The organism is Bacillus thuringiensis (assembly GCF_001182785.1).
GTDB lineage: Bacteria > Bacillota > Bacilli > Bacillales > Bacillaceae_G > Bacillus_A > Bacillus_A thuringiensis_S.
Genome location: NZ_CP012101.1, coordinates 41792 through 55067, shown reverse-complemented (window position 1 = coordinate 55067; position 13276 = coordinate 41792). Strand labels below are relative to the sequence as shown.

Genomic DNA, 13276 nt, shown 5'->3' with positions numbered 1-13276 from the left:
CTCTACACTTTTAGTAATCTATTAAAAAAAATTCTCATATCTCAAAATAAAAAGTATTCTTGAGTTTTGAGATATGAGACGGAATTTTGATATTTGTACAAGTATTTCACATTGTATTTCTTATATATAAAGAATTAAATTGATATATCATGTAGTTTACGTATCTAATATTTTTGATATTCTTTTGAGGTCATTATCTCAAGATACATGCTACTTCCCTTCTGAATACTGATTAGGTAGTATTTTACCAAAACCAGTTTTATGTTATCAACTGAGGCTTTAATTTTGCAGCTCGTTCATACTTCGTTCTTTGTTGTAGTTGTCAAAAACGTTCGGATTTAAGGAATCTAAGTATGTTTGCAAACTTACACGTTTTTGTAAAATATAATACTGCTCATCTTGATCCATCTCTCCCCCTCTTTCTAGCTGATAGCTATATATATCATTTACACAATGATACAAGATTTTTCTTCTAGTGGAATGTAATCCGCCTCTTTTAGCTCATTAAAAGGGCGTAAGTGTACACTGTATATCGTATTTCCCAATGATTTCATTCTCGAGAAAAAATAAATTGCTCCTTCTATTTCGTAAGCAGGACGTATGATTAGTCCTTTTTGACTTTCATATTGGACATGGCCAATTTCAACGATCCCTTCATTTAACAAGGCATCTCGAGCATTTGTATAGTCATTTCGAAAATCGGTATGAATCGTTTTATAAGACATTGTACCCCTCCAGCTTTTGATGAGTTGCTTTTAGCTATGTACATCCAGGTGTCTGGCATCTATTTTAAGTGACATGTACATTTAAATTCGATGTAGGAAAACATAATTCCTAAATTCCTAGTTTGTTCTTGTTCTTTTATGGAAAAGTAACATTTGTCATGTTGTGTTTATAGAGTCCAAAAAGAGTAGCACCCTTTTCAGGTACTACTCTATCTTTACGCAATTGTATATATGGCTTAATATCCAAGTATGCCGACAATTTGAGTTGCTTTGTTATTACGAATGGAATAATAAATTTCTAAGCCTTTACGTTCAGCTTTTAGTACTTTACCCTTCATTTTCGATAAATGTTGTGAAACAGATGATTGGGGTATCTCTAAAATTTTTGTTAGCTGTGAAACATTAAAAGTATTATGTTTGCTTAGCTCGTTTACAATACGTAAACGAATTGGATGCGCCATTATTTTTAAAATTTCAACATCTTCTTCAGTAATATTAGTTTTTTTTGATTCCAGTACGGTGCTTGTCATAGCTATTCTCCTTTTTTACTTTCTTATAAGAAGTTATTTACCCTAGTATTCCGTATTAAAATTTTATACTTTATATATCTCAATAGATAAAAATTAATGTAACATTAATAAATTCTATAGTTATTATATAATGGATTTTCTATTCGAGTGTGGAGTTCATCTGGAGTTTGCGTGATTATTATATATCCTAATGTACAACTTAACGAATGTATATCTGAGGTCTGATATTGCATAATCGTAAATAATATAAAGTTCTCATATTTACTAAAGGTAAGTAATCCTTCTATTTTATTTTTCTACAATACAATTACGTTCTTACAGGGGGGCACCACACATCTATCAACTTAAGAATGGAAACAAAGTGTACTTTCATTTTGTGGGGTAAAGCATTCCTAAAATAGAAGCATACTCTTAATAATACACATAGCAAATAAACCCTATCGTTTTATTAAAAGTCAAGGAAATAGTAATGAAATCCTATATTTATAAGATTGAATATAATGTCATACATTTTATAAGGTAAAAAGGACAGGATAGATGAACATATTTACTACAATAACAAGGATTTTTACCACAACAAATTTTCATATAGTTATTGAACTATTTTTTGAATAACTAAATTGACCTCTTCGTTAACTTTAAATTGTAGAGTCTATTTATTCATTGATTAATTTCGAATTATGTAATTATGACGAATATTCAATCAATTGTTTTTGTTAAAAATATTCAAAAAATACAAAATTTCATATTATGGATAATTAATTTAAATCCTATAAATTTTCCGATATAATCAATTTATATTAGATAATAAAGGAGTCCTACAATGCAAAATATTTTAGACCAAGCCCAGACAATATTATCTTCAGATGAAAAAGTTCTAGATTTTTTACATGGATTTTTAGACGTTTTTGAATTTAGGCATCCTGTACGCCCTGGAGTATTAATTGCTACAAATAAAAGATTATTTTTTTACGGTCCTGATTTAGTTGGTGATCCATGGGTTAATGAATATTTTTATGAAAATATATCAAAACTGAAGGAAAAAAAGAATTTATTTAGTGTACCCAGTATACTTTTTTGGAATAAAAACGAAAGAGTGGGCATCAGAAATATTCAAAGCAAAAATCTTAGCGAATTTATACAGATAATTCGGGATAAAATAATCAACGACTAAACAGACTCTACAATTAAATCTTGTCAATAAAAATCAAATTTCTATATTCTGAGAAATTTGATTTTTATAATTCCTTTAAATTGTTTACATAATAATTACAACTTCTAAGTTTTGACCCCTATTAGAATTAACCTTTAACTCTTTTTCCATAAAAGATGTAGTATTTAGTAACACTTGTTTTTGATTGACTTTTTTAGTTTTATAGCCACCGATTAAACTTCCTAATGTATATTCTCTTTATAAATTGAGTAACTAGAGCATACATTGTTAAAATTCCCAATAACCACAGAAAATAATAAAATGGAAGTGGAGTTAAACCAATTTGATTACTTAAACTGGTAAATGGAAGGGAAATCCCTATAAACATAACTAAGCCTGTAAGTATCAAAACTGGCCTAGCAGCCGTACTTTGTAGGAAAGGGATATGTTGAGTACGAATCATATGCACAATTAATAATTGTGTTAATAACCCTACTACGAACCAACCCGTTTGGAATAAGGATTGCATCTCAGGAATATTTGCACCAAATACATTCCACATTACGATAAAAATGATTATATCAAAAACACTACTTACCGGCCCAATAAAAATAATAAAACGAAATAAATCTTTTGTATCCCAACTTCTTGGTTTTACTAAAAATTCATTGTCTACTTTATCCCACGGAATTGAAAGTTGGGATAGATTATATAGTAAGTTTTGACATAATATTTGAATTGGTAGCATTGGAAGAAAAGGAAGAAATGCACTAGCAATTAATAAACTTAATACATTTCCAAAATTTGAACTTGCTGTCATCTTAATATACTTCAGTATATTTCCAAACGTTGTCCGTCCTTCCACTATAGCATCTTCTAAAACATGTAAGTCTTTTTCTATAAGTATAATATCTGAACTCTCTTTAACAATATCATCTGCTGTATGGATAGATACACCAACGTCAGACTGTTTTAAGGCAAACACATCGTTAATTCCATCCCCCATAAACCCAACTGTATGACCATTCATTTGAAGTGCCTTTATAATACGGAATTTTTGACTAGGATTTAGTTTTGCGAACACACTTGTTTTACTTGCAAGTTTTCCTAATACCTTATCAGGAAGACTATCAATTTCATAACCCAGTACTGGTTCTCCTATATACAAGCCCATTTTCCTACATACATTTCTTGTCACGGACTCGTTATCACCTGTTAAAATTTTCACTTGTACTCCTTTCTTTTGTAGAGTATGAAGTGCAGCGATAGCCGATTGTTTGGGTGGATTTAAAAAACCTACATATCCAACGAGTATCATATCTAATTCATCATTTATAGAATAACTTCCCACTTTATCATTATTTAATTGCTTATATGCAACTGCAACAACTCGCATCCCCTGCTCTTGCCAGAGTTCAATTAGATGTTTATTTCTACGCTGGATTTCATCTGTAATAGGAATTATCTTATTATTTTCTTTTATAAAACTACAAATTGATACAACTTCTCTAACTGCACCTTTACAAAGCATTATTCGTTCGTTAGCTTTTTTTTCTATAACAACTGAAACTCTTCTTCTATCAAAATCAAATAGACATTCATCTATTTTGGAGTGTTGAGACAGATCATATTTACTACTATCTTTTACATAACGTATAACTGATAAATCAATTTCATTTTTATAATTTGTATGGAAGTAACTATTTATATACGCTAATCTTAAAACCTCATCCGACTTCTCTCCATTTGTATCTGTATGGCGTACCAAATCCATCTTATTTTCTGTCAACGTGCCTGTTTTGTCAGTACAGAGAATATCCATAGCTCCAAGATTATGAATAGAAGATAGTTGTTTTACCAGTACCTTTTTTTTACTCATATTAATAGAGCCTTTAGCTAAATTAGCTGTTACAATCATTGGAAGCATTTCTGGAGTGAGTCCAATTGCTATAGCAATTGCAAATAAAAAAGCCTCATACCAATTCCCATTAATACCCCCATGGATTATCATGACAATAGGAGGCATGATGATCATAAATTTAATTAATAGCCAACTAACTTTGCTTACCCCTTTATCGAATTTAGAATCAGATTTCTTGTTCAGCTTAACCTGATTCTTTGCTATTGAACCAAAGTAAGTATCTGTTCCAGTACCTACAACTATTACTTTTGCTGTACCACTTATAATATGAGTTCCCATAAAACAGAGATTTTCTAATTCAATTAGATTTTGGATTTTTCTAATTTTACGTTTTTTGTACATATGGAAATACTGATTTGATTTTTCAACGGGCAATGCTTCTCCTGTTAGGGATGATTGATTTACCAGTAAATTTTCTGATGAGATAATTCGTACATCTGCAGGCACAATATTTCCAGCAGATAATTCTATAATATCCCCTGGTACAAGATCCTCAAGACCAATTTGTACCTTTCCACTTTCCTCCAATAAAGTTCTCTTATTTTCTTTATAAGGAATATTTCCCTTCCTGAGAACAGTTACCTTTTCATATACAAGATTTTTTAATCTTTCTATAGACTTCTGAGAATGAATTTCTTGTATGAACCGAATTAATACGCTTAACGTCACCATGATTCCCACAATAATAGTACCTTTTATATCATTGGTAAAAAAAGATAACATCCCTAATATAATTAGAAGAGAAATAAACGGACTTCTAAAAGAATTAAATAATGTTATATACCATTTTATTCTTTTTTGAGAAACTACTTTATTTTCTCCATACACTTCAAGCCTCTTAGTAGCTTCCTCGTAAGACAGCCCTTGAGACGTTGTTTTAAAAAAATCTAACGTTGATTCAACATCACTTTTTGCAATTTCAATTAGCATTTTATAATTTTTGCTTAATATTTCCTGATTATAAAAATATTTTTTATTAGATCTCAACAAATTTACCCCCTATCCTAATAAATAGAATCCCCCTGTTTTTAAAAAATAATTTTAAAACTACATCTTTATAATAAATCTCAATTTTCAAATTTTTAGAAGTTCAATAGCACTTAAATAGTATTATTTTCACCATAATCAGTAATTTTTATTTATAAGTTCCCTCTTATTAGCAACCAAAAACTACTATAGCCATAATTTTTAACCGCAACAATTGAGCTAGCACTATACATCATCAAAATTCCAAATACAATTGTAATGATAAGCGAAAACACCAACGGATATTCCAATAACTTGAATACTATTTTCATTTCTATTCTCTCTTTCTCTATACTTCCAACGAGTTTGTCTACAAACTTTGCGGGAACGAACTTAGGTATAGAAAACTTAATATAAATTTCTTATAACCCTAGTAACATTTTTGCAATGGTAAAGTACAGAATTAACCCCGTTCCATCGACTAATGTCGTTATGAACGGACCTGAGATAACAGCTGGATCCAACTTTAACTTATTTAAAATCAAGGGTAATACAGATGAAACAATGGACGACCAAATAACAATGAACAATCCAGTAATAGCTACAACTTGCGCGACTTCTGTACCTACTCCTAAAGTGTACGCACGAATTAATGCTGCCACGGCTAATGTAAGCCCTAGTAAAAGGCCTACTAATGCTTCTTTTTTCATAACACGAAATATATCTTTAAATTTTACCTCATTTAGAGCTACAGCTCGAACCAATGTAGTTACGACCTGTGTACCTGTATTTCCACCAGTTCCAATTAACAACGGAATAAAGAAAGCCAGTGCAACTACATGAGTCAATGTTTCTTCATAATGTCGAAGTACAGAACCAGTATATGCTTCTGCTACAAACAGAAGTAATAACCAACCTATACGTTTACGGTATATTTGCCAAATAGAGGTTTCGAAATATGGCTTATCTAAGGGGGTGCTCCCACCTAATTTTTGAATATCTTCAGTTGCTTCTTCTTCGAAAACATCCATTGCATCATCGAAGGTTATAATACCTATCATCCGATTATCCATCGTTGTTACAGGTATAGCGGATAAATCATAATCCATTAGTTTTTGTACGGCTTCCTGTTGGTCTAGGCTCACTGAAACTGAAATAACATCTGATGCCATTATCGATGATAAAGTCTTATCATCGGAAGCTAGCAATAATTCACGAATAGAAACAATTCCATTAAGCTGACCACGTGTATCCAGAACATAAATATACGAAATTGATTCAACCCCTGCCCCAATTTTTCTAATATGCGACAGCGTATCTTTTACTTTCCAATTTTCCCTAGCAGCAATATAGTCAATTGTCATCAAACTGCCTGCTGTTCCAGATTGAAAAACCAGCAGACTTCTAATTCTTTGTTGAGATTCTTCAGACAAAAGTTGTATAAGTTTTTCAGCCTGAAGTGGATGAATTGAAAGAATTACATCAACAAGGTCATCAATAGATTGCCTAGCTAATAGCTCTTCTCCTTTATCCACAGGCAAATTGGTACAAATATTATATTGCTCCTCTGGTGTAAGGTAACTGAGAATTTTCGCACCTTTTTCAGTAGGAAAACATTTCATTAAAGATATCTGATCTTTATGTTGAAAACCTTTCATTTCCATTGCAATATCATAGGATTGGTTTTTTATAAGCTCCTGCACTAAGTGTATGTCTTTTGTCGTTAATAATTGTTTTAAACATTTTTTCATCGTAAATCCTCCTTAAGGACAATGGTACTTGTTATCATTTCCCACTTCAGGGAAAACATATTTCTTAATAAATATGGGATCAATATCATCAATCATTAGTTTTCCCCCCTTTTATAAGAGACTTATTACAAATAAAATTTTGTATATAAAAAACCTCCTCTAGTGATTCAACTAAAGGAGGTAGATTTAAAAAAGACATAGCTAAATAAAGCTCATTCCCCCTAGTTGAGTTTTGGCACTATACAACGTAAAGGATGAATGAATCATTCATCACTTAGCTATCTTAAGAAGAGCCTTAATCCGACAATTCCTGTTCTACCCATTGGCATCTTTCGATATTTTTGGGCAATAGCCTGTGTTTGTATAGGAGCCTCACCTAACAGGTTATTAATATTTTAAATTTTTTGTTCGTTTCGTGTTAAAGCATATCCACTATTTTTTAACTTGTCAAGTATTGATAAAACTTATTACTTCACTTTTTGATATCATACATTACAAAATTACAGATATAAACATCCGGGTTCTGCTGCAAAGTTTAAAAAAAGTATACATAGGTCGATACATTAGGGATAGAATTTAAGCCATCATCATTAACTGTTGTAATTCCTGGTATGCCGAAAAGGCGAAGTCTTGTGAAAAACTTCGCCTTCGTTTGTAAAGGGCATGAATGGTTTCGATTCCTTTGATTGTACGTGAAGCATGGCGGAGGTTTTGAAATCCTGCGGATTTGACAAAACGTCGCTTGATATGTCTATGATCTTGTTCGATGAGATTATTGAAATGCTTAACAGTACAATGTTTCGTATGCACATAAAAACCATTATTTTTCAGTTTTTTGAGCGCACAAAGTAGAGCTGGAGCCTTGTCTGTTGTGAGAACTGTTGGTTCTCCAAAAGCTTTCACTAACCTTTTCATAAACATATAAGCGGCTTGATGTTCCCTTGTTTTACGAAGTTGAATATCCAAGGTGTATCCTTTTCGATCAATCGCACGATAAAGATAACACCACTCTCCTTTGACTTTGATGTAGGTTTCATCTAAATGCCATGCGAAATGTGCTGATTTATTTTTCTTCTTCCAAATTTGATAGATCAAATTGCCATATTCATGCACCCAACGCATAATGGTTGTAGGATGAACCGATATTCCACGTTCTCTCAAAAGTTCAGATACATCTCGATAACTTAAAGAAAAACGACAGTAGTAGCCGACGGCTACCAAAATAATATCTTTCTTGAACTGTTTTCCTTTAAAATATCTCATGCATCATGCTCCTCGAATCATTTTTCTTACATTTTAATTTCGTTTAGAAAACTTTGCAACAGAACCCCACACGGTATGCCACTTCGTGTGAAAAAATATTTAAACAATATCATTGAACAAGACCACCGGTTTATCAAAAAACGGATTCGGAATATGCTTGGATTAAAATCATTGCATACAGCTACAAAAATGATTGCTGGAATAGAAGCTATGCATATGGTCAAAAAAGGACAAACTATCCAAGGGGAGAAGTCTGCCCAAAGGCAGATATATCTTATCAATGAACTCTTTGGTTTAACAGCATAACGTTCAATTCCGCTAGGAATCTTTTACTCTTCTTTCATATCCCACTATTTTTGCACCAGAACCTAATTTTTAAACAAACGTTTGATTCGTCATTATTTGCACAAAAACAGAAGGATTCGCTATAAATAGCGAATCCTTTTAATTAAATGCACCTTTAATTGCTAAGCCCTGTCTAGGAATTTTTCGTCTTTTTTATATTTCAATACCTCACCAAATATAATGGGTTTATTTGTAGAAACATTATTATAGGAATACATAGGGGCAACGAACATATAAATAGACATCTGGAATACACTTACTAGGTATCTTAAAAATAGAAAATACATGAGGAGTGAAAAAGGTGAATTCATATGAAAATAAAAATGAATATAAAATATTGAATGCTTCACAAAAAAACTTTAATATGTCTAATCGTTATCCACGGTATCCAATAGCAAATAATCCACAAATACCTATGCGAAATACGAACTATAAAGATTGGCTAAATGAGTGCGAAGGAACTAATAATGAATGTCATTCACTCATATCGCCATCAAATATAGAATCTGTTATGCAAATTTCTTTGGAATTAGGGTTCGCACTAATAGGAGCTCTGGGAGGACCTATAGGAAGCATAATATCTGCTATTGGAGGTCCAGTAGTAAGTCTTTTATGGGGAGAATTTGGGAATCAATGGGATGCTTCGAGGGATATGGTTGAAGAGCTTATAAATCAAACATTAGATGCAAATACAAGGAATCAAGCTGCGGCCAAATTAGACAGTTTGAAGAACATTTTTGATTTATATATAACGAGATTGAAGACGTGGGAGAAAACTCGTGATGCTGATGATCTAAGGGAATTAACATCACAGTTTACTACAACTGATAATTTTTTAATAGATAGTTTATCGTTGTTTAAACAAGCAAATGTTAGACCTATATTGTTACCGTCATATGTTTATGCAGCGACTTTACATTTAAGTCTGTTAAGAGATTCTATTATATACGGGAAGGAGTGGGGGTATAGCCAAGAGCTTATTGAATGTAATTACGCAAGGTTACGAGTTGGGATTGCGAATTATTCGGATTATTGTGCAACGACATATCATGAGGGCTTAAACAATCTTAGGGGTTCAACTTCTAGCCAGTGGATAAAGTTTAATAGTTACCGTACAAATTTAACAATAAATGCATTAGATTTAGTCATGTTATTCCCATTCTATGATCCGCGTTTATATCCTGAAAAAGTAAATGCAGAGTTAACTAGGGAAATTTATACAGATCCAGTGGGACATACGGGTTGGGATCGGAATTTTACAAGTTATTTTAATACTCTAGAAGCTACTGGAACACGGGGACCTGGTTTAGTTACTAATCTTTCCCATAATATAGATATATTTAGTGATGCTTTGATAACGTACACAGGCGCGACTCCTGTGAATTATCTTAGCGGCTGGGGAGGAACTCGTCATTATGAAAGGTATACAGGGAGTTCCGATATTTTGCAACGTATATCTGGAACAACGAGTAATGATGTACATGATTTTAATTCAATCAGTCATACATTTAGAATTAAATCAGATGCAAGGGTTGCGGTAATAGACGCGGGTCCGGGTGTAGGCCCTGGAATTCGGCGGTATCGTGTTTCACGTGCAGAATTTCACGGGACTAGTCGTTTTATTGATGTGTATAATGCAAATAGTCCTGTTGGGCAGGGCTTAACGACATTTGAATCTATGTTACCCGGTTTTCGTTCTCAAGTACCTAATCCTCTGGATTACTCTCATGAATTATCTAATGCGGCATGTGTGCGATTTGACAGTGACAGCTCCAGAATTAACGTATATGGTTGGAGACATAAAAGTTCACAGTTTCGAAATGAAATTCAAGCCAATCGAATTTCACAAATACCGGCGGTGAAAGGTTATTACCTTAGCAATTCTTCTACTTATAGCTCCCATGTAATAAAAGGCACTAATACCGGTGGGGATTTAATCCATTTTTTAAAACCAAGAGAGGCTTATAACGGAGAAAGTGCAGGTGGCGGAATTCGATTGAATATTTATAATTCAACTGAGGGACAAAGTTACCGCATTCGTTTTCGATATGCGGCAGATAAAGCTGCTTATTTTAGTGTATTTCTTCAAAAAAGCGGCTGGAATTCAAATCAGTTTGTAGAGCTTGAAAAAACTTACTCTGGAAATTATAACGATTTAAAATATAATGATTTCCAATTTGCTGTACTCTCAATTATCACACCTCCATTACCCGGTGGTGAAAATCAGTTATATCTGGACATGGTAGCGAATAGTTTTCAATCAGATGTAAATGTGATTCTCGACAAAATTGAATTCATCCCAAGTGATGTCCAACTTAAAAAATGTACTGATTGTCAATACAACCCAAGCGCAGGCGTATGTGAATGTAAATGTGAAAAAGTACAATCCTTGGAAAAAGAGATTGTAAATAGTTTATTTGTCAAATAAAACAAAATATATACTGAATTAGGTGGTAAGGCTGTTCGAAAAATAAGTAGAAAAGGTAGTGAATCATATGTTTACAAGTGGCACGAAAAATACGTTGAAAATAGAAACGACAGATTATGAAATAGATCAAGTGGCAAATTCTATAGAATGTATGTCAGATGAACAAAATCCACAGGAAAAAACGATGTTATGGGATGAAGTAAAACATGCAAAACAACTTAGTCAGTCTCGAAATTTACTCCAAAATGGTGACTTTGGGGACTTAGCTGGAAAGGATTGGACATTCAATAATGATATTATCATAGGATCCAATAATCCTATTTTTAAAGGGAACTTTCTTCAGTTACTTGGAGCACGAGACATATATGGAAGCATATTCCCAACTTATATCTATCAAAAAATAGATGAATCCAAATTAAAACCATATACACGTTATCGAGTAAGAGGGTTTGTGGGAAGTAGCAAAGATTTAACATTAGTGGTAACACGTTATGGGAAAGAAATTGATGCCATTATGGATGTTCCAAATGATTTGGCCTATATGCAGCCTAGCCCTTCATGTGGAGATGCTCATCGCTGTGAATCACCGTCCCAAGGGTATCCTACACCAACAGATGGATATGCTCCTGATAGGTATGCATGCCAGTCCAATCAAGGTAAAAAGCATGTGAAGTGTCACGATCGTCATCCATTTGATTTCCATATTGACACTGGAGAATTAGATATAAATACAAACTTAGGTATCTGTATCTTATTTAAAATTTCCAATCCAGATGGATACGCTACATTAGGGAATTTAGAAGTCATTGAAGAAGGACCACTAACAGGCGAAGCATTGGCACATGTGAAACATAAGGAAAAGAAATGGAATCAACACATGGAAAAAAAGCGAATGGAAACACAAGAAGCCTATGATCCAGCAAAACTGGCAGTAGATGCATTATTTACAAATGAGCAAGAGTTACACCATCATATTACTTTAGATCATATTCAAAACGCTGATCGGCTGGTACAGTCGATTCCATATGTACACCATGAGTGGTTATCAGATATTCCAGGTATGAACTATGATTTATATACCAATTTAAAGGTACGTATAGTGCAAGCACGCTATTTATATGATGCACGAAATGTCATAAAAAATGGTGACTTTACACAAGGATTACTGGGATGGCACGCAACTGGAAAGGTAGCGGTACAACAAATGGATGGCGCTTCTGTATTAGTTCTATCAAACTGGAGTGCCGGGGTATCTCAAAATCTGCATGCCCAAGATCATCATGGATATGTGTTACGTGTGATTGCCAAAAAAGAAGGACCTGGAAAAGGGTATGTAACGATGATGGATTGTAATGGACATCAGGAAACCCTGAAGTTCACTTCTTGTGAAGAAGGATATATGACAAAAACAGTAGAGATATTCCCGGAAAGCGATCGTGTACGAATTGAAATTGGAGAAGCCGAAGGTACGTTTTATGTAGAAAGCATCGAATTGATCTGTATGAAAGGTTATACTAGCAATTACAACCAAAATACGGGTACTATGTATGGGCAAAGTTATACTAGCGATTATAGTCAGAATACGAGCAATATGTATAATCAAGGATATAATAGCAACTATAATCAAAATGATACCAACAATTATGACCAGCATGCCGATTGTTCGTGTAATCAAGGATACAGCCGTTAACGATTTTAAATAAGAATCAGCATATTTACGAAAAAAATAAAAAACTACTCACAAGGTCTATTGCATATCATACAATTAACTTCACAAATAACTGAAATATTATGGAAAAGGATATCCTTAATTCTAAAATAAGGATATTTTTTTGTTTCCCCGATATTGATTAATGAACAAACTCCTTTACAGAACGATTTAGGCTTATTGGATTTCGATGTTGTTGAATCCATTATGAATTTTGAACAGGAATTTGGTATTCAAATTCCTGACGAGGTATCTGTTCATACAATTCCAACTCTAATTGATTATATAAGCGAAAATACAAATCAAGTTAAAAAAAGTGAGTTACTAAAAGAAGAGACCCGTTCTAGTATCAGAACGGGCCTCTTTTTCCTGAATGGATAACTAGTAAAGCAACCATTTTACACACATAAACTGTATATATGTAAATATACCACGTTTTTAGGTTCTGGTGCAAAAATAGTGGGATATGAAAGAAGAGTAAAAGAT

At 33.0% G+C, this 13276-nt stretch carries 9 protein-coding genes, 1 pseudogene and 1 riboswitch; of the genes and pseudogenes, 4 read left to right on the top strand and 6 right to left on the bottom strand.

What is annotated here, in order from left to right; all coding sequences use genetic code 11:
• Positions 1–279 precede the first annotated feature (279 nt).
• From AC241_RS35785 to AC241_RS29770, 3 genes are all read right to left on the bottom strand, one after another.
• Positions 280–408: a hypothetical protein gene (locus AC241_RS35785; protein ID WP_263480675.1), complete on the bottom strand. Its 129-nt coding sequence runs from the start codon at positions 406–408 to the stop codon at positions 280–282.
• Between the two features lie 38 nt (positions 409–446).
• Positions 447–725, bottom strand: coding sequence for a hypothetical protein (locus tag AC241_RS29775; protein ID WP_050845426.1), 279 nt, complete (start codon positions 723–725; stop codon positions 447–449).
• A gap of 236 nt (positions 726–961) precedes the next feature.
• Positions 962–1255 (bottom strand): ArsR/SmtB family transcription factor, encoded by a 294-nt coding sequence (locus AC241_RS29770; protein ID WP_000204906.1) that lies wholly within the window; start codon positions 1253–1255, stop codon positions 962–964.
• Between the two features lie 823 nt (positions 1256–2078).
• On the opposite strand from AC241_RS29770, the gene AC241_RS29765 reads away from it, so the two are divergent.
• Entirely contained in the window at positions 2079–2429 is a 351-nt protein-coding gene (locus tag AC241_RS29765; RefSeq protein WP_050845425.1) for a PH domain-containing protein, read from the top strand.
• Positions 2430–2628: 199 nt separating this feature from the next.
• On the opposite strand, the gene mgtA is transcribed toward AC241_RS29765, so the two are convergent.
• From mgtA to AC241_RS29750, 3 genes are all read right to left on the bottom strand, one after another.
• On the bottom strand, positions 2629–5319 hold the full coding sequence (mgtA, locus tag AC241_RS29760; RefSeq protein ID WP_050845424.1) for a magnesium-translocating P-type ATPase: 2691 nt from the start codon (positions 5317–5319) through the stop codon (positions 2629–2631).
• A gap of 398 nt (positions 5320–5717) precedes the next feature.
• A complete protein-coding gene (gene mgtE, locus AC241_RS29755) occupies positions 5718–7046 on the bottom strand; it encodes a magnesium transporter (protein WP_050845423.1) in 1329 nt (442 codons plus the stop codon).
• A gap of 210 nt (positions 7047–7256) precedes the next feature.
• A riboswitch (M-box (ykoK) riboswitch) is annotated at positions 7257–7437 on the bottom strand.
• A 185-nt stretch (positions 7438–7622) separates the two neighbouring features.
• Positions 7623–8309 (bottom strand): IS6 family transposase, encoded by a 687-nt coding sequence (locus tag AC241_RS29750; RefSeq protein ID WP_050845422.1) that lies wholly within the window; start codon positions 8307–8309, stop codon positions 7623–7625.
• A 66-nt stretch (positions 8310–8375) separates the two neighbouring features.
• On the opposite strand from AC241_RS29750, the pseudogene AC241_RS33830 reads away from it, so the two are divergent.
• From AC241_RS33830 to AC241_RS29740, 3 genes and pseudogenes are all read left to right on the top strand, one after another.
• A pseudogene (locus AC241_RS33830) lies at positions 8376–8615 on the top strand (DDE-type integrase/transposase/recombinase); the annotation flags it as partial.
• A gap of 340 nt (positions 8616–8955) precedes the next feature.
• Positions 8956–11082, top strand: coding sequence for an insecticidal delta-endotoxin Cry8Ea1 family protein (locus AC241_RS29745; RefSeq protein WP_050845421.1), 2127 nt, complete (start codon positions 8956–8958; stop codon positions 11080–11082).
• A gap of 67 nt (positions 11083–11149) precedes the next feature.
• A complete protein-coding gene (locus AC241_RS29740) occupies positions 11150–12772 on the top strand; it encodes a hypothetical protein (protein ID WP_050845420.1) in 1623 nt (540 codons plus the stop codon).
• The last annotated feature ends 504 nt before the right edge of the window (positions 12773–13276 follow it).